Annotated in this window: 16 protein-coding genes; 13 read left to right on the forward strand and 3 right to left on the reverse strand. The window is 36.2% G+C overall.

Annotated features, from left to right (window positions below; genetic code table 11):
• Positions 1–390: 390 nt before the first annotated feature.
• A complete protein-coding gene (locus VOI17_RS04880) occupies positions 391–552 on the reverse strand; it encodes a hypothetical protein (protein ID WP_323756123.1) in 162 nt (53 codons plus the stop codon).
• 200 nt (positions 553–752) lie between these two features.
• Here VOI17_RS04880 and VOI17_RS04885 point away from each other — a divergent pair, with 200 nt between their 5' ends.
• The 9 genes from VOI17_RS04885 to VOI17_RS04925 all read left to right on the forward strand — a co-directional run bounded on the left by VOI17_RS04885 (position 753) and on the right by VOI17_RS04925 (position 10852).
• Positions 753–1979: an adenylate/guanylate cyclase domain-containing protein gene (locus tag VOI17_RS04885; protein WP_323756124.1), complete on the forward strand. Its 1227-nt coding sequence runs from the start codon at positions 753–755 to the stop codon at positions 1977–1979.
• A gap of 674 nt (positions 1980–2653) precedes the next feature.
• Positions 2654–3670 (forward strand): alpha/beta hydrolase, encoded by a 1017-nt coding sequence (locus VOI17_RS04890; protein ID WP_323756125.1) that lies wholly within the window; start codon positions 2654–2656, stop codon positions 3668–3670.
• Between the two features lie 74 nt (positions 3671–3744).
• Positions 3745–4392, forward strand: coding sequence for a class I SAM-dependent methyltransferase (locus VOI17_RS04895; protein WP_323756126.1), 648 nt, complete (start codon positions 3745–3747; stop codon positions 4390–4392).
• Positions 4393–4551: 159 nt separating this feature from the next.
• Complete coding sequence (locus tag VOI17_RS04900; protein WP_323756127.1) at positions 4552–5481, forward strand: hypothetical protein; 930 nt, start codon at positions 4552–4554, stop codon at positions 5479–5481.
• A gap of 100 nt (positions 5482–5581) precedes the next feature.
• Positions 5582–5869, forward strand: coding sequence for a YdhR family protein (locus VOI17_RS04905; protein ID WP_323756128.1), 288 nt, complete (start codon positions 5582–5584; stop codon positions 5867–5869).
• Positions 5870–6221: 352 nt separating this feature from the next.
• Entirely contained in the window at positions 6222–6803 is a 582-nt protein-coding gene (locus VOI17_RS04910; RefSeq protein ID WP_157716263.1) for a Crp/Fnr family transcriptional regulator, read from the forward strand.
• A gap of 191 nt (positions 6804–6994) precedes the next feature.
• Positions 6995–7357 (forward strand): hypothetical protein, encoded by a 363-nt coding sequence (locus VOI17_RS04915; RefSeq protein WP_323756129.1) that lies wholly within the window; start codon positions 6995–6997, stop codon positions 7355–7357.
• Complete coding sequence (locus VOI17_RS04920) at positions 7354–8328, forward strand: NAD(P)-dependent alcohol dehydrogenase (protein WP_323756130.1); 975 nt, start codon at positions 7354–7356, stop codon at positions 8326–8328. Before VOI17_RS04915 ends, VOI17_RS04920 begins: the two co-directional genes overlap by 4 nt.
• Positions 8329–8458: 130 nt before the next feature.
• Positions 8459–10852, forward strand: coding sequence for an ABC transporter permease (locus VOI17_RS04925; RefSeq protein ID WP_323756131.1), 2394 nt, complete (start codon positions 8459–8461; stop codon positions 10850–10852).
• 128 nt (positions 10853–10980) lie between these two features.
• Here the strand turns inward: VOI17_RS04925 and VOI17_RS04930 are convergent, their stop codons facing one another.
• Both VOI17_RS04930 and VOI17_RS04935 read right to left on the reverse strand, forming a co-directional pair.
• A complete protein-coding gene (locus VOI17_RS04930) occupies positions 10981–11679 on the reverse strand; it encodes a response regulator transcription factor (protein WP_323756132.1) in 699 nt (232 codons plus the stop codon).
• Positions 11679–12470 carry a sensor histidine kinase gene (locus tag VOI17_RS04935; protein ID WP_323756133.1) on the reverse strand — a complete coding sequence of 264 codons (792 nt, stop codon included), beginning with the start codon at positions 12468–12470 and terminating at the stop codon, positions 11679–11681. The genes VOI17_RS04930 and VOI17_RS04935 overlap by 1 nt, the downstream gene beginning before the upstream one ends.
• Before the next feature lie 212 nt (positions 12471–12682).
• Between VOI17_RS04935 and VOI17_RS04940 the strand changes: the two genes are divergently transcribed.
• The 4 genes from VOI17_RS04940 (at position 12683) to VOI17_RS04955 (ending at position 18020) form a co-directional block, all read left to right on the forward strand.
• On the forward strand, positions 12683–13570 hold the full coding sequence (locus VOI17_RS04940; RefSeq protein WP_323756134.1) for an ABC transporter ATP-binding protein: 888 nt from the start codon (positions 12683–12685) through the stop codon (positions 13568–13570).
• A 2-nt stretch (positions 13571–13572) separates the two neighbouring features.
• Entirely contained in the window at positions 13573–16854 is a 3282-nt protein-coding gene (locus tag VOI17_RS04945; RefSeq protein ID WP_323756135.1) for an ABC transporter permease/M1 family aminopeptidase, read from the forward strand.
• A 369-nt stretch (positions 16855–17223) separates the two neighbouring features.
• Positions 17224–17571, forward strand: a complete 348-nt coding sequence (locus VOI17_RS04950; protein ID WP_323756350.1) for a metalloregulator ArsR/SmtB family transcription factor — start codon at positions 17224–17226, stop codon at positions 17569–17571.
• On the forward strand, positions 17568–18020 hold the full coding sequence (locus VOI17_RS04955) for an SRPBCC family protein (protein WP_323756136.1): 453 nt from the start codon (positions 17568–17570) through the stop codon (positions 18018–18020). The genes VOI17_RS04950 and VOI17_RS04955 overlap by 4 nt, the downstream gene beginning before the upstream one ends.
• The last annotated feature ends 463 nt before the right edge of the window (positions 18021–18483 follow it).

Below are 18483 nucleotides of genomic sequence, written 5' to 3' on the forward strand. Positions count from 1 at the left end.
CATAACCATCATTTGAAGATACCTTCGATAACACTTAAAACGGAAACATTGGAACTGGGCAACCTCAGCTCTGAAGAGTTTTGTAATTCAATCCACCAATATCTAATCAAAGCCCCATCAAATAGTAGCCCAGGTAGTAAAATATTTGTTGATGGCAAGGTGGATATAGCTGATCAAGAATTTATTATATATCCAATAGTCAATGATGCATGGAGAAGAGTCATTCATTTGAATATGATGGGCAAGATGAGCGATAGACAAATTCAATTACGTTTTGTAACGCCCATAACATCACTAGTCATTCCAGTACTCTGGATCGGGATTTTTCTTTATATATTCTTATCAGAAGGGTGGAGAGAAGTTGCTTGGTTCACTTTACCTTTCTCGGGGTTATTGTTCACAATCGTCTTTCTTTTCTCTAGAAGATTTTACCGTAAGGACCTTCGAAATCATATAGAATTTATAACCAAAATGAATCCCCACTAATCCTCCTTTATAACGAGGATTTAAGCCCAACCCCTTCTTTCTAATAAAACCTAACAGCTTGGTCATTTAGTCTTAGCGAGACGTTATGACTAATAGGAAGTAGTCCTCTCGACAGTCGTATAGGAGACTTTCACTCCATTAACTATATTTACCATTCAAGGCACACACAAAGTGTGTTATGCATACCCTTCGGTTTACGCACCATACACAGACCGTTAGCTACGGTAGAAAAGAAGTTAATAATCGATAGAAAATGAGAAGAGCTTATGTCAACTTATGTTAAAAACAAATCTATATTCTTTCAAAGAATGGTTGACATTGGTGCTAATTATAACTCCTCATTCACTGAAATCAGATATTTGCGCGTAACGAATATTGCATCCATTTTAGGAGTAATTTATAATACAATTTGGATGCTTATTGCATTTTTTCTTACAGACGCAATAGTGATTTACGGGAGCAATGCTTTGTTGGGATTAATGTTTCTAATGGTGTTAATATTCAACAGGAAAGAGTGGCGAGTCCTGGCATCTATATGGCTTATTCTGGCATCTTATATATCCGTTCTTTTGTTTCTTTATTTGTTGGGATACTCTTCTGGCGTTGCAGTTGTTTGTTTTCTTATTATTATACTGCCATACATGACTTTCCCCCGAAAGGCAAGGTATATGGCTCATATCTTTAGTATTCTAGCTTGCCTGACATTGATTGTTACCGTAATCTTTCAATCAAACATACCTGCCCATCTTGGCGGAATAGATCCTTACATATCACAAATAATGAATATTAGCATTACTGGATTCATTTGCTTCATACTCATATCGAGTATGTCTGTTCTAATTGATAAATCAGAGGAATCCTTAATGGCTGAACAGAAAAAATCAGATGATCTTCTGCACAATATTCTACCAGCAAACATAATTAGGGACTTAAAAGAAAGTGGTAAGACAATTCCTAAAAGACATAAAAATGTCACTATCCTATTTACTGACTTTGAAGGCTTTACAGAGCTTGTAGCATCTATATCGGCAATCACTTTGGTCGATGAACTCAATGATATTTTTGGTCGATTCGATCAAATAATGGAAGAAACCGAAGTTGAAAAGATTGAAACAATTGGTGATGCATATATGGCAGCATGTGGCCTTGAAAAAGAAATGACAAATCAAGCTGCAAACTGTATTAGAGCAGCACAAATGATGCTATCCCACCTTGAGGAGAGAAATAAAAGCCATGAAATAAAATGGAGAATGAGGGTTGGGGTCCATTCAGGAACTGTGGTGGCAGGTGTTGTAGGCAAAAAGAAGTTTGCATATGACCTTTTTGGAGACACGATAAATACAGCCAGTAGAATAGAATCCGCTGGTGAGGTAGGTAAAATCAATATATCTTCATCCACCTATGAACTGATTAAAAACGACTTTGCATGTCTTTCTCGTGGAAAGATCTTTGCAAAGGGGAAAGGGGAATTGGAAATGTATTTTGTAAAATAAACTGTAGCTAACATAGTGCATTATGCATACCCTTCGGGTTACGCATTGGCAATAATTAAACTCGATTGAGATAACTCATAAGAATGAATCGCGAAATAATAGTTCTAAATGATTGCACAATTTTGTTGGAAGAGGCTTCTACCCTACCTATCTCAACCGTTTTAACGGTTTCTAACTAATAGGCCTAGCATTTCATTGGTACTCTTCACAACAGGCCACCTAAGGGTGAAAATTGCCACCCTCTGGTCTTAGCGTCTCGCTGAGACCCCATCTAATATTAAAAACTGAATTTTAATTATCCCTTTCAATCTAACCCACTAATCTTCGTTTGCAACGAGGATTTAAGCCCACCCCCTTCTTTCTAATAAAACCTAACAGCTTGGTCATTTAGTCTTAGCGAGACGCTAAGACTAGTGTGTTATTAAGCAGACCTCACTCGGTACAACTGAGCGACTGAGTGTAATAGCCTATAAAATGGTTAAAACCATTACTCAAAACATTCATTCCCATAGCCCAGTGTTTAATCCCTCATCATCAAATTTCCAGTTATCTGGGCATGAAACCACAATCTTTGAGTAGAATTCGAAAAAGATGATTAGACCAGAAAAAATAACGTCCACATTAACTTTAGTGAATGTTTAAAAAACTCATGCCTATTACTTTTGTAAGTATGAATGAAAAAAGTAATTCAGAAAATTATTCGATTTTTTATTTTATCACTAATCACTTTATCAATGAGTCTAGGTTCCTCCAATCAGGCAAGGGCACAACAAATGATAGATTCTTCTCAAATCTATATTCATTCTGAAAAAGTAAGTTTCAAATCTCAGTTTATTCAAAAAGCAGCAGCCATTTTTGGCGCAAAAAACATTATTGAGAACAAAATCAGGAAGAATAATGTAGATCAAAAGCCTGCCAAGTTATCCAAATCAATAAAAAAGAATTTGGATGTAACTGAAACTACAAAAAAAAGAAGACAGACTTGGACCTTGAAGCCAAGAAATAAAGCATCTGAAAAGGTTATTCTTTATTTGCATGGCGGAGCATACTATTGGAATATCTCCAAATACAATTGGTCGTTTGCAGAAACATTAATGAAGGAGACGAATGCAACTATAGTTATGCCCGATTATCCCTTAGCGCCTGACGCTACTTGCGATCAGGTGTATGAATTCGTAGGTGAAATCTATGAAGAATTAATTGCAAGACATAGTCCGGAAAATATAATTCTGATGGGAGAATCAGCGGGTGGAGGCTTGGCATTAGGGTATTCAATGTTTCTGCGCGAAGAGAAAAAGCATCAACCTTCACAATTAATCTTACTCGCTCCATGGTTAGATGTATCCATGAGCAATCCAGGTATTTTGGCCGTTGATGAAAAGGATAAAATATTAGGCATAAAAGGGCTTCAAATGGCTGGGATAGGATACGCAGGTCAAACGAAACTAGATAATTATAAAGTAAGCCCCATCTATGGTGACCTAGCAGACTTACCACAACTTTCAATTTTTGTCGGAACGCATGATTTACTTTTAGCAGATGCTAGGAAATTAAAAGAGAATGCTGAGACATCTGGTGTTTCTATAAATTACTTTGAATACCCTAAGATGTTTCATGTCTGGATTCTATTAAATAAATTAAAAGAAGCTCAAGTCGCAACCGCACAAATCATATCACTAATTAATGATTGACACTAAAATAGACGCTAACAATACAAAAGCAGCATTAAAAAAACTGGCTAGACTAAATAAAAATGACACAAAGAATGAATAAATCGAAAGAATTCTGGGATATGGCTTCAAAAAATTATGATAAAACAGAAGAGCGTTTTGAATACATTCACACTAAGTCTAGGGAAAAAACTAAAAAATTTCTTAAGAGCGGTAATATTGTTTTGGACTATGGATGCGGCACTGGTACAACATCCTGTGAACTCGCCAATCAAGTCAAAGAGATTCATTCTATAGATATCTCATCTAAAATGATTGAAATTGCAAAAAAGAAAGCATTCTTCAATAAAGTTGAAAATGTAAATTTCGAACAAACAGATATCTTTGATCAACGTTTCGGGAAGGAATCATTTGATACAATTCTAGCTTTCAACATGTTGCACACTGTTCCTACCCCCCAGGTTGTTATGCAGAGAATACATGAATTATTAAAACCTGACGGCTTATTTATATCTATAACCCCTTGCTTACGGGATAAAATGTCTTTTTTAGTTAGAACTCAGATTCTACTTGTTCAGGTATTGTGTAAAATCGGAATTATTCCCATAGCTATCAGAAGACATAAAAGTTCTGAATTAGATAATTTAATGGCTAATGGAAATTTTCATACCATTCACACAGAAAAAATATTTAAAGGAGCTACCAGTTATTTTATGGTATCAAAGAAGACGGTTGAGATATGAAAAAATTGTCAAAAGATCAGTCACCGAAAGGTATTTGAGTTTGCTCGTTCTGGTCTTAGCGAAAACCTAAGACTAGCGGGGCGAGTATGCTCAAATGGGCTTAAAAACTCACAAATCATAGTGCGCGTCACATAACGTTAGCAAACATATAAAACCAAGATGAATAAATTTTTATCGATTTTCTTAATCTTAGTAACATTTCTTAGTTGTAAAAACAACACTATTTCATACTTCGATCAAGAACCTCCTTCTACAATTCCTAAGTTATTTGCACCATCAATTGTTAATACTGCCAGTATCGAACTTAATGTGGTTTTTAATTATGACAATACAGAAATGTTCTTTTCAAGAGTTGTCGACAACAGCTTTGTTATTCACCATTCTGAATTAATTAATGGCAAGTGGTCTGATATTAAACCCATTAAAATGTATGACGATAATGTCTTAGTTTCAGTTGCTTGTGACCCCACAATTACCAAAGATGGAAAGACAATGTATTTTCTCGGTGTAGACCCTGAGCTTTATAAAAATGATGTTACTCGAGAAGAACTTTACGCGATACCACCAGATATTTATGAAAGTAAAAAACTGGACGGTAAATGGGAATTAGCCTCCAAAGTGGATTTTTTGGTTTCCACCGAATATTTAGAAACATATCCTGTTGTTACAGCGGATGGGAGTTTATATTTCCGCTCAAATAGACCAAGTGCTACAGGAGGAATGAACACATATCGTGCACAATATTTAGGAAATGAAAAATTTGAAACACCTGTTATTATAGACACTAAGACAGAGAAAAAGGAACTAATAACTTATGTTTCACCAGATGAACGATATGCCATTACTAACGGACAAGGTAAATTTCAAATGACGTTTAATGATAATGGTGAATGGACAAAACCGAAAGAAATACCATTAAAATATGAAAGCAACTGGCGCTATTATTGTCCATATATGTCTTCTGACGGGAAATATTTCATCTACTCCAGAAGATATAATAACCCTGAAAAAAAGGGATGGGCAGGTGTTGAAAAAGGGGAAGTTTATTGGGTAAACGCTGATATACTCTTCAATACAAAAATAGAATAAAACATTTGCTAACAATGGTCAGCGCAAAACCGAAAGGTTCGTGAGAAAAAACTCGCCACAACTCATACACAAATCGTTACAAACAATTAAATTCTACACCATGATCTTACAAATGATAAAATTGAAATCCAATCTTCCTGAAGAAGAATTAATGAAAAGAGCAAAGGAAAGAGAACCTCAGTTTCAAGCTATCCCAGGGCTCCTTCAAAAATACTATGTGAAGACTGATCAATCTGGTGAATATGGAGGGATTTATGTTTGGGATTCTCCAGAATCACTGCAATCCTATCGACAATCTGATTTAGCCAAAAGTATTCCTGAAGCCTATGAGATTAATGAAGCTCCCACTATTGAAATAATGGATATTCTTTTTCAATTAAGAAAATGAAAAAATCAGTATCTAATAGCGGAACTCAATTGTTACGTGCGGAATTCCGCCCTTGTTGGTGTTTTTGAGGCTGACCGAGAATATTTTAGTCAAATTAAACATCAGAATGATATTTGGCATTAGCTCTTGAGCCCCATCTATTCCGAAGCTTCAGAATAGATGGGGCTTGGGTGTTGAAGCTCCAAATTTTATTTGGCGACATGATCTTCATTTTTAATTCTCGGTCAGCCTCTTTTTCACCAACCAGCCACCTAGAAGTGAAAAACACGAACACCATTAGATAATTATCTCTAAACGACTAACTTTAAAGTGAGCGTTAGCCAATGTTGTGCGTAATTAAAAACATGATTGAGTGGGTTTAAAAGAAAAAATCAGAACAATGATCAGTAAATTCAAAATACTGAACAAAGAAGAAATAGAAACCCTTGTTGAAAAGACTATTGTACATGAGTTTAAAAAAGGGACACTATTGTTAAGAGAAGGACAAGTTCCAACAAAGTGCTTCATGGTAGTTGAGGGTTGTGTTAGAGAGTATATAATAAAAGATGGAGAAGAAAAATCTACGGCTTTCTTTATGGAAGGCGATACATTTACACCTCATTCCATTGACAGTAAACCCTCCAAATATTATTGGGAATGTACAGAGGATTGTATTTTAACCGTTAGTAATAAGAGTTATGAAGAAGAGGTACGTGCCTTACTTCCTCGACTTAATGATGTATTTCAAGAAATTGCTATCGATAAGTTAAACAAATCAAAAGAGGAATGGAATCATTTTATTTCTTCGTCACCAGAAGAAAGGTACCTGAATTTACTTGAAACAAAATCTCACCTCCTAGAGAGAGTCCCCCACCACCAGGTAGCTAGTTACCTTGGAATTAAACCACAATCATTAAGTAGAATTCGTAAAAGAATCTTAGACCAGAAAAAGTAGTCCGCGAATGATCCTTGGTTGACTTTCGAAAGCCTTCTTGGTATAATCAAAGATATCCTTTTCATTGATTCGGAAATCTAATCTCGTGCGTGAAATTGAGAATAACCAATGCCCATTAACTTAAGTGAATGTGCAAAAAATTCATACCACTTAATTTTGCTGTATAAACATCAGAATTAAGACAATGAAGTATGAGAAAAGTTAAGATCTACCTACACAAGCTATCAATACTTTCGGTTTACACTACTATTCTGGTAATAGCTTCCTTAACATTTGCAAGTTGTTCAACACACCATGCGGTTCGATTAAGAAATAAGAATATTAAAGAATCGAGTGCTTTTCAATGGAAGGAAATAAAAACAAGTCGAGATAGTGAAGATGAAAAATGGACTATCTATTCCCGAAATATCAAAGGAACCAATTTCTCAGAATATAAGATTGAAGGAGAAATAAAGGCATCATCAAAAGCATGTATTGCAGCCTTTAAACAGGACATTCATACTCAAGCCGCTGATTTGAAAAACATTAGAGAGGAAACCACCAAAAAAACATGAAGGCTGTAATTTGCACAAAATATGGACCACCAGAAGTACTACAAATTCAAGAAGTAGAAAAGCCTATCCCAAAGGATAATGAAGTACTTGTGAAAGTTTATGCTAGCACAGTAAGTGCTGCTGATTACAAAGTGAGGAGCTTCGATCTTCCAGCCTCTATTTGGCTCCCCGCTCGATTATTATTGGGGCTCAGAAAGCCTAGAAAGTCTATTTTAGGAATGGAATTATCAGGTGTTATTGAATCTGTTGGTAAAGATGTAAAGTCATTTAAGGTTGGAGATCAAGTTTTCGCAGCTACCCTACAAACATTTGGCGCTTATGCAGAATACATATGTTTACCTGAAGACGGACCAATTGCTTTAATCCCAATTAATATTAGCTTTAAAGAAGCTGCGGCTATACCTATCGGTGCTCGAACGGCATTTCATTATCTCAAAACAATAGCTCAACTTAATATAGGTCAAAAAGTGCTTATTTATGGAGCTTCGGGAAGTGTAGGTACCTATGCCGTACAATTGGCCAAATATTTTGGCGCAAAAGTTACCGCCATTTGTAGCACGGCTAATATGAGTCTGGTAAAAAGTCTGGGGGCTGATGAAGTGATTGATTATACGAAACAGGACTATATTGAACAATTAAAAAAGTACGATATCATATTTATTACCGTAGATAAACTCCCCTTTAGTACTTGTAAAAAGGCCCTGGACTATAAAGGGACTTATTTAAATGTGGGTAGACCCTTAAAAAATCTTGCTATGTTGTGGACCTCCTTAACAAGTAGCAAAAAAATTATTGTGGGTGAAAACTCTCCAGAGAATTCAGAAGTGCTTACTATTTTGAAGGAAATTGTAGAAGAAGGACAACTTAAAGCGGTTATTGATAGAAGCTACCATTTGGATCAGATCGTGGAAGCACATCAATATGCTGACCAAGGACATAAAAAAGGGAATTTGGTAATTACTGTAAATTGATAAAACGTGTGGTAGTAGTTTATATAGCTAATAGGGCTTGTCTTGGTTAAAGAAAGTTTAAGGCTATTTACCAACACTGCCAAATTAAAAATTTGTCTTTTACAATGGATAAAACAAAACAACAACTCGCATGCTTAAAAATTATATAAAAGTCGCTTTCAGAAGTCTACTGAGACAACCAGGCTATACTGCCCTCAATATTATAGGGCTAACCGTTGGAGTTGCCTCTAGTCTTATCATTCTACTGTACATTTTTCATGAAACGAGTTTCGATAAACAGCATTCAAAGGGTGATCGGATCTATCGGCTTTCAACGGCCATTATTACGCCTGATAACTCATTCAAGTCAGCAACTATGACAAGTCGAGCTGCATTTACGGTTAAAAATGAAAATCCAGAGGTAGTACAGGCCGCTCGAATGCAAGGCCTAAGTGACCAAGGTGGAATGCGATTTGATTTCAATCAAGTGGACTACTATCAAGAAAATGTCTATGCTGCTGACTCTACGGTTTTCGAATTATTTGATTACGAATTTATAGCTGGAAACCCTGAAACGGCACTGGAGGCTCCGAATTCCATTGTCATCAATCAGTCCATGGCCACCAAAATATTCAAAAATGAAAACCCAATTGGTCAAACCATTAAAAGTGGTGTCAATAGGGAAATGTCTTTGCAAGTAACAGGCGTATATAAAGACATGTCTAACGCTTCCCATCTTATTGCTGAGGCATTGATTTCTTGGAAGGCTGCCTTCCCAGACGGAGATACAAGTTGGGGACAGTGGGGTGTTTTTTCTTATGTTTTAGTGAATGAAGGTGTAACGCAGGAAGCGTTGCAAGCCAAGCTTGATTTGACAGTTGCTAAATACATAGATCCAATTTTTGATCCGCTTAACATCAAAACTAGGATGATACCAGTCCCGCTGACAAGTATCCATTTGAATTCAGATTTCGATAATGAACCCGTTCCTGTTGGCGACATTCAGTATGTGCAAATATTCACTGCAATAGCAATTTTCCTTATCATTATTGCCAGCATCAACTATATGAACTTGGCCACAGCACGATCTACCAAGCGAGCAATGGAAGTGGGTTTAAGAAAAGTAATGGGTGCCCAAAGAAGTGGTTTAATAGGTCAATTTTTGACTGAATCAATTCTACTTACGCTCATATCCCTCATCTTAAGTGTTCTTGTTATAATTGCTGTTGTCCCTGCTATTAACAGTATTGTGGGTACTCATTTGGCTATCGAGGGATTACTAAACACGAATGTGATCTTGGCTGTCATAGGTATTGTATTTGTTACAGGGTTTCTAGGTGGCTGTTACCCTGCTTTCTTTTTGTCTTCTTTTCAGCCAGCGGCTGTGCTCAAAGGAGGTGCAGGAAAATCTGGAAGCAAATTATTAAGAAAATCCTTGGTAACGATACAGTTTGCCATTTCCATCTTCATGCTCATTGGCACTTTGGTTATTTATAGTCAAATGCAATTTATCAGGAACAAAGACTTAGGTTTTGACAAAGAGCAGATGATGCAAATCGACTTTAGAAGTACCGCAGATGCAGAGAAATGGAATGTGCTTAAAAATGAATTAGTCCAAAATGCCAATATAAGTGGAACCGGATCTTCGAGTTCAACTCCCGGAAATGGTTATTCTAAAAGTGTACATCTAATCGAAACTGAAGAAGGGCCAGTGGACAACCGTGGAATAAACTTTTATTGGGTTGACTATGATTTCTTTTCTACCCTAGGTGTTGATGTGGTTGAAGGGAGAAACTTCTCATCGGATTATCCTTCTGATTCTTCTCAAGCCGTAATGGTAAATGAAGCCATGGTACGAAGAATGAATTGGACAAACCCCATCGGTAAAAAAATTTATTTGTTTGGAAATGATTCTATACCCTCTGCTCTAGTGGTTGGTGTGGTGAAAGATTTCCATCAACAGTCACTTTACGATCCAATCACTCCCTTGATGTTCATTCCAAGCCTTATAAATGGTTCTGCCATTGTTAAAATCAATGGAAATATCACAGCTACAATCGACTTTATCGAGGCCGCATGGGAAAGAACATACCCAACCACAGCATTTGAATATGTATTTGTTAACGAGCGATTCATGGAAAGTTACGAGGCTGACGAAGTACGTGGTAAGCTATTTTTAGGCTTTTCTGGCATGACCATCTTGATTGCTTGTTTAGGATTATTGGGCTTAGCGTCCTACACGGCTGAGCAGCGTTCTAAGGAAATTAGCATTAGAAAAGTGCTTGGTGCTAATACTCAAGGCCTGATTAAACTACTCGTCAAAGACTTTGTGATTCTCATTATTATAGCCGCCATACCAGCGTCAGTCTTGGGCTATTTTTCTATGATGAGTTGGCTGGAAAGTTTCCAATTCCATATAACTCCTGGGTTTACAATATTTGCAACTGTACTGGTAGGTACTATTGTATTAACGGTGCTTACTACTGGTTATCACACTCTTAAAGCCGCTACTATTAACCCTGCACAGAAGCTGAGGGGTGAATAAGGAATCGAACAAATATGAATATGTAGATCTATTCTGGGTGGATACACAGATTATTGAGAATCTCAGGCCCAAATAGGTCAGAACGTATAATGTAGGCAAACCCACTAATCATCGTTTGTAACGAGGATTTACTTCAATAATTCAATAACATTTGCCTTATACAGTTTACCGATAGGTACAGCATGATCTCGAATATAAATTCTATTACCCTCTACACGGATTATATGTTTTTTTGCCACTGCAAATGACTTATGAACTTGAAGAAAATCACTGTCTGAAAGTAAATGTATCGTATCCGATATTTTTTCTCGAATACTGATGATGTTATCAAGAGTAAAAATTTTGGTGTAGTTGCCAGAAGCTTCAATAAATAAGATGGAATCTATAGCTACCTGCACATGACTATTATTTTGCTTTAAAAAAATATGCCTTCCTTCAAGCTTCGTATGCGGTTGTGTTTCCTTGCTAATTGTGCCAACGGCCGAAGAGGTTACTTTATTAATAGCACTCAAAAAGCGCTCTAAACTGAAGGGTTTTAATAAGTAATCTACAACGTTTAATTCGTAGCCTTCAATGGCGAACTCACTATAGGCGGTGGTGACAATAACTTTAGGAGGTGATGACAAGGTCCTTAAAAATTCAAACCCTTTTAACTTGGGCATATTTATATCTAAAAAGATTAAGTCAACTTGATGTGTATTCAAGTACTCAAGCGCCTCCAAAGCGCTATAGCAGTTTTTCTGCAGCTTCATATGCGGAAGCATCTCACAGTACTCCATTATAATCTTGTGAGCTATATGTTCATCATCTATAATTAGATATCTCATTATTTTAGCTTTATAGATAACTGAACTTTATAATTATGGGTTTCAACGTCAAAAGCAAGCGCATGCTTTTTTGGGTAAGCTAGCTCTAATCTTCTCTTTAAGTTTTTCAAACCAATTCCTTCTTCATCGGGACTTTGTCGTTGTTCAAAATTATTCTCAATTATAAAATTCACCTCATTATTTTCCTCCGTTAAGTCAATATGGATAAATGCTCCTTTTTCCAAGTTTTCCAAACCGTGCTTAAAAGCATTCTCTACTAAAATGATAAATAGTAAAGGCATAATTTTCGCATTAGGATTCTCAATTTCAGATTTAAACTGAACATCAGACTTTTTATGATAACGGATTTCTTGAAGCTCAATATAGTTTTTTAGGTAATCTAATTCTTGTTTGAGGGTAACCCAATCTTTTTGTCCTTCATAAATGCTATACCGCATCATATCCGAAAGCTTGAGTACCATTGTCCTTGCTTGGGAATCTATGTCCATTAATCCGTACAGATTGTTGAGTGTATTGAAGAAGAAATGCGGATTGACCTGACTTTTTAGATGCAGTAACTCTGTTCTTTCTTTTTCATTCTTTAATCTAATAATTGATTTGACTTGCCTGAATATCCAATGCGCAATTGTAATGAATAAAATCAAAAAGTAAAGAACGATAAACTCCACTCCCCCTTCTATCTTACCAAATGTGTCATTAAAAATCACAATTGCTAGACCTATAATCGCCAGTGATATTTGAAATAACCTGGATATCATTTTCCATCCTTTATCAGATATTTTCATCTTCATAGGTCAAGATTAACTAAACAAAATTCCTCCTACAAATTAGTTGATGAACGATGGACCCAAAGGGTTGAATGACTCTTGAGTAGTGATAAAGTACTTTTGTTTCCTTCAGAAAGGTGTATATCCCTCCTAGCATGGGATGTGTCACTTTATATTTTTAGTTGTAAAGCCCCACTATAAGTTTGCTTCAAATCAACAATCAAAAAGCGAACAGTATGGAACTTAGGATCAACAATTTATCAAAGACCTACTCTAATGGCATCAAAGCACTTCAAAATATATCATTAGAGATACCAACAGGTATGTTTGGCTTATTAGGCCCAAATGGAGCCGGAAAATCTACTTTAATGAGAACTATTGCAACACTACAAAATGCAGATACTGGGTCTATTTTTCTTGGAAAGATAAATGTATTGGAACAAGAAAATGACTTGCGACAGGTACTGGGTTACTTACCACAACAATTTGGTTTGTACCCCAAAATATCTGCTGAGGTATTACTAAATCATTTCGCAGTACTTAAAGGAATCACTCATAAAAATGAACGCCAAGAATTAGTAAAAGCACTTTTACATAAAACCAATTTATACGAAGTGCGACATCAAAATCTTAAAGGTTTTTCTGGTGGAATGAAGCAGCGTTTTGGTATTGCGCAAGCGCTACTCAACAATCCAAAGCTACTTATTGTAGATGAACCCACTGCAGGATTAGACCCTTTAGAGCGAAACCGATTTTACAATGTATTAAGTGAGTTAGGAGAGCACACCGTGGTTATTTTATCTACGCACATTGTTGATGATGTTAAGGAACTCTGCACAAACATGGCAATTATTAATCAAGGCCAAGTTTGCTTAAAAGGGCAGCCATTGCAAATACTTGAGAGTTTGAAAGACAAAGTCTATGAAAAAACAATCGAAAAAGCCGAGTTAAACATCTATAAGGAGAATTATCAGGTGATTAGCGAAAAGTTGTTCCTAGGAAAACCTACTATTCACATCTTAAGTGATCAGAATCCGGGCGATGGCTTTTCTCTCATTAATGCCGAATTAGAAGACGTATACTTTTCGGAAATATTCAGTAATGCTAACCATAAATCTAACTAGTTATGTGGTATCATATTTTTAAATTCGAACTACAATACCGCATCAGAAGGCCCGACACTTATGTGTTCTTCTTGTTTCTATTTCTCTTTTCAATTGTGGGTGTAGACTTTATTTTTCAAGGCTCTGAAATGGGGCTTATGAAAAAAAATTCTCCTTTCGTAATTGCAAAAGCCATGGGAGCCATTACTGGTATATTCATGATTTTGGCCTCAATGATTATGGGCGTTTCTGTGTTGAGAGATTTTGAATACAATATAGAGTCGCTAGTTTTTTCAACGCCAATCAAGAAAAGAGACTATTTACTCGGTCGGTATCTAGGGTCGTTTACGGTATTACTTTTTGCATTTTCCGGTATTCTATTTGGCATGATGCTGGGCGAATTCATGCCATGGACAAATCCAGATAATCTGTTAGAGTTTAATGCCTTTATTTATTTGAAGACTTTTCTGATCGTAACCTTACCCACCTTATTTTTTGGAGCCTCTCTGTTTTTCGTTACCGGTGCTTTAAGCAGAAACTTGGTGGTAGTCTATACACAAGGTATTATTGTATTTGTGGTTTTTATGCTAACCAAAGCCATCAACAATAAATTTTGGCAAGCCATTCTAGATCCCTTTTCACTAACGACCACCACTTTTGCCACAGAATCTTGGTCTCCCTTAGAAAAGAGCACACAGGAACTTCCATTTACAGGAGCATTGATGTATAACAAACTATTTTGGATTGGTTTAGGGACATTAGCCTTGATTTATGGTTTCAAGAAATTCAGTTTCAACGTAGTCAAAGAGCCTCGACCGAAAAGAAAAAAACAGCAATCACTGGCCAATACACCGTTTTCTAACGGTAACGATGTAGTTATTCCAAATGCTGCAAAGCAATATGGTATGCTTTCAAAGTTAACGCAGTTAAAAGAGTTCTCTTGGTTTTACTTCATGAGTATTTGCAAGCAAGCTTCATTTTGGGGCATTGTTATTTGCGGCATGATCATCATTCTTATTAATTCTGTAAATCTCGGAACCGTCTATGGTGTAGATAGCTACCCGGCAACATATTTTATTGTTGAAGAACTTCAAGAGACATCTATCTATTTCTTCATAATCGTTTTGGTGTTTTACTCGGGAGAATTGGTATGGAAAGAGCGCAATGTTAAACTTGATTTAATTTATGACGCAACGCCAATGTCAAACTTTGTCAAGTTAACTGGTAAGTACCTTGGATTAAACTTGATTTATGTCGTCTTAATACTCGGATTGATTGTTTCAGGGATTTTGTTTCAAACCTTAAGTGGTTATTATAACTATGAACTTCAAGTCTATTTCAATGGCTTTTTTCTAGAGATTCTCCCCTCTCTCGCCTTATATACTTTCATCGCATTTTTTATCCAATCCGTTGTTAACCATAAGTTTGTGGGTGTAATGCTAGTGATTATATTTTTCATAGCAAGTATAGCTATGGGGTTATTAGGCTTTGATCATGATTTATACTTTTTTGGAGGAAGCGCTTTAGGAGGCTATTCAGATATGAATGGTTATGGCCACTTTTTAAAACCCTATCTATTGATTAAATCTTATTGGTTTCTCTTTGGAATACTATTATTGATCGGGGCATCTTTAATATCGGTCAGAGGTACTGAGACCAATTTGTTAAATCGAATAAGAGCAGGTAAACACAAGTTGAGCAAGCCCCTCTTTAAACTTACAGGTATGGTTCTTTTGACTTTCGTAATCGTTGGAGGGATTATCTTTTACAACACAAATATTTTAAACGATTACTGGACAGATGCTAAGGCAGTTGCGTTTAGAGTAGACTATGAAAAGGAGCTAAAGCAATTTGAATATATAGCACAGCCCAAATTAGTAGATGTTAACGTACAATTAGAGTTGTATCCTGCAACACGAGATTATACAGCAGAGGGCTATTATGTTTTGAAAAACACCACCACAGAAAGCATAAAATCTATTCATATTCAAAAGCTTCTTGAGGGAAATGTTGCGCTAGATAGTGTATCATTTGAAAGAGGCTTTACCATTGACAATCAATACGAAAAATTCGATTATTCAATTTACAATTTGAATACATCTTTAAAACCTGGTGACTCAATAAAAATGTACTTTGAGCAACGCTTTACCACAGAAGGGTTCGAAGCAGGAAACTCTAATGTAAATATAAACTATAACGGTACATTTTTTAGTAATACCGATTTACCAACTATAGGATATAATAGCAAATATGAACTTAGCGACCAAGAGGAGCGTGAAGATTATGGTTTACCTATACGACTAAATAAGGCAGAGCAAGACAATATAATGGAGCTCACCAATGCGAGATCTGGTGGTGATTCCGATGGTATTAATTTTGAAATGACCATTGGTACTTCAAAAGATCAAACGGCATTAGTTCCAGGGAATTTAGTGAGGCAATGGACGGAGAATAATCGAAACTACTTCCATTACAAAATGGAAATCCCAATGATCAATTTTTACTCCATTGTTTCAGCAACATATGAAATAGAAAAAGGATCATGGGTTTCTAGTCAGGATGCTTTAGCAAAGCCTGTTGATCTTGAAATTTATTATCATAAGGCGCATCGTTATAACATTGATAGAATGATGACTTCTATGAATGCATCGTTAGATTATTTCAGTAAAAATTTCAGTCCATATCAATACGAGCAACTGCGCATTATGGAGTTTCCGCGTTACGCACAGTTTGCACAGTCGTTCCCTGGCACCATTCCATTTTCAGAATCTATAGGTTTTGTGTTAGACATAGACGATGAAAAAGATGTAGACATGGCGTTTTATGTTACCGCTCATGAAATTGCGCACCAATGGTTTGGCATGCAGGTAGAGGCAGCAAATGTAAAAGGAAGGAATTTTATATTAGAAACACTTTCACAATATGCCGCCATGATGGTGCTAAAAGAAACATATTCCGAAGAGAAGTTGCTTCAGTTTTTAGACATTCAGAGGGAGACTTATAAAGAAGGAAAAGATAAAGAAGTATTTGGGGAGCCATCCTTGGCATTAGTAGAAAATCAAGACTATGTCTATTATGCCAAAGGTGCTATCAACCTATATGAATTTCAGAAATTAATAGGCGAGCAGCAAGTCAACAAAGCTTTAAAACGCTTTTTAGAGGACTGGAATTCTACCAATGGCAGACTCAAGACAAAGACAAATAGGTATGCCACAAGTCAAGACTTATTGAGCTATTTTAAAGAAGTCACACCAGATGACCAACAGCATATCATAAAAGAGCTATTTGAGTCTGTAACTGAATAATTAATTAAATTTCTAATTAGTTGGCTTAATGTAGAATCAGCATGCTTACTTATTGAAGAAGATAAATACGATAGCATTTTTGTTAACAAAGAGAAGAAAGAAGCATAGCAAAAGTAAAACAAAACGGTCAATGCTATTGAGGGATGGTCATGGTGTAGTAGCCTATAAAATGGTAAAACCATTGCTCCAAACATTAATACCCATAGCTCAGGGGTTAAACCCTAGGCTATGGGCTCCCCTACCTACTACAACCGTTTTAACAGTTTTTACGGACAGACCAATATGTTAGCTAATCTACATGGCTAATTCACTAACCCCCACTCCCTATATCCGGGATAATTATTTGCGTAACCGAATGATTACTCTTATATTTGTAACCAAACAGTTACACTTATCATGAGAAGAGATGTTTTTCAAGCAATTGCAGACCCAATAAGACGAGACATTATTGAATTGCTTGCTACTGAAACTTTAAGTGTAAATGAAGTTGCAGAAAAGTTTGAAATCAGTAGACCTGCAATTTCTAAACATTTAAAAATTTTAAACGAATGTGGGATAATCGATTTCAACCAAATTGGAAGAGAGCGTTTATGTTTAATCCAGCCACAGAAACTAGTTCCCGCTTTTTTATGGATAAAACAATACAATAAACTATGGGAAGACAGACTGGACTCCTTTGAAAACTATATTAATCAAATACAACACGATAAAAAATGAGCGATTTAGCAAACAGAACTTTAACAATAGAGAAAACATTCGATGCACCTGTACAATTAGTTTGGGATGCTTGGACACAGCCTGAACACATTTTGAGATGGTGGGCTCCCAATGGAATGGCTATTAAAGTAATTCAACACGATTTTAAAGTAGGCGGAAAATGGAAATATTCAATGCCAATGCCAGACGGCAATGAATTTATATCGGAAGGGACATATAAAGAAATTGAAGTGTTAAAGAAAATAGTTTCTTCTGCAGACTTTAAACCTATGACGGAAAACGTAGAGCTACAAATCTACTTTAAAGCAGATGGAGGTAAAACAAAGTTTACTTTTAATGTTATTCACGCCACAGCTGAATATTGTAAACAACAAGAAGAAATGGGGTTCTATAATGGTTGGGGTTCAGCTTTGGACAGACTAGAAAAGGTTTTAGAAGCTTTGAATTAACAGAATTGAAATCAAAGACTCAATCTGGCTTAACGTCTCCCTCACCCTGGTCTTAGCGTCTCGCTGAGACCCCATCCAATATTAAAAACTGAATTTTAATTATCCCTTTCAATCTAACCCACTAATCTGCGTTTGCAAGGAGGATTTAAGCCCACCCCTACAAATAGAATCTAATCAGCTTTTTATTTTAGTCTTAGCGAGATGCTAAGACTAGTTCGCGTTATTAAGCTCGTCACTCGGCACAACCGAGCGACTGAATTCATGCTAATTTCCATTTTTCAACCGCTTCAACGCTTCAATACAGCCTTTTCCGCCCTTGTTGGTGTTCTTCACCAACAAGCCCCACTAATCCTCGTTTGTAACGAGGATCTAATTATCCCCATTACTTCGCGTCACTGATAAATTAAAACACAAAACGGACTGTGTTAATATAGAATTTCTACCTTTGTGGTCTGTTTAACTA

This window comes from Roseivirga sp., from assembly GCF_034669765.1.
GTDB lineage: Bacteria > Bacteroidota > Bacteroidia > Cytophagales > Cyclobacteriaceae > Roseivirga.

Bases quoted from the DNA above. Each gene is read 5' to 3' on its own strand.
- VOI17_RS04900 (WP_323756127.1), top strand. From the start codon at position 4,552: ATGAATAAATTTTTATCGATTTTCTTAATCTTAGTAACATTTCTTAGT.
- VOI17_RS04930 (WP_323756132.1), bottom strand. From the start codon at position 11,679: ATGAGATATCTAATTATAGATGATGAACATATAGCTCACAAGATTATA.
- VOI17_RS04890 (WP_323756125.1), top strand. From the start codon at position 2,654: ATGAAAAAAGTAATTCAGAAAATTATTCGATTTTTTATTTTATCACTA.
- VOI17_RS04885 (WP_323756124.1), top strand. From the start codon at position 753: ATGTCAACTTATGTTAAAAACAAATCTATATTCTTTCAAAGAATGGTT.
- VOI17_RS04920 (WP_323756130.1), top strand. From the start codon at position 7,354: ATGAAGGCTGTAATTTGCACAAAATATGGACCACCAGAAGTACTACAA.
- VOI17_RS04880 (WP_323756123.1), bottom strand. From the start codon at position 552: ATGACCAAGCTGTTAGGTTTTATTAGAAAGAAGGGGTTGGGCTTAAAT.
- VOI17_RS04895 (WP_323756126.1), top strand. From the start codon at position 3,745: ATGAATAAATCGAAAGAATTCTGGGATATGGCTTCAAAAAATTATGAT.
- VOI17_RS04905 (WP_323756128.1), top strand. From the start codon at position 5,582: ATGATCTTACAAATGATAAAATTGAAATCCAATCTTCCTGAAGAAGAA.
- VOI17_RS04915 (WP_323756129.1), top strand. From the start codon at position 6,995: ATGAGAAAAGTTAAGATCTACCTACACAAGCTATCAATACTTTCGGTT.
- VOI17_RS04935 (WP_323756133.1), bottom strand. From the start codon at position 12,470: ATGAAGATGAAAATATCTGATAAAGGATGGAAAATGATATCCAGGTTA.
- VOI17_RS04945 (WP_323756135.1), top strand. From the start codon at position 13,573: ATGTGGTATCATATTTTTAAATTCGAACTACAATACCGCATCAGAAGG.
- VOI17_RS04955 (WP_323756136.1), top strand. From the start codon at position 17,568: ATGAGCGATTTAGCAAACAGAACTTTAACAATAGAGAAAACATTCGAT.
- VOI17_RS04940 (WP_323756134.1), top strand. From the start codon at position 12,683: ATGGAACTTAGGATCAACAATTTATCAAAGACCTACTCTAATGGCATC.
- VOI17_RS04925 (WP_323756131.1), top strand. From the start codon at position 8,459: ATGCTTAAAAATTATATAAAAGTCGCTTTCAGAAGTCTACTGAGACAA.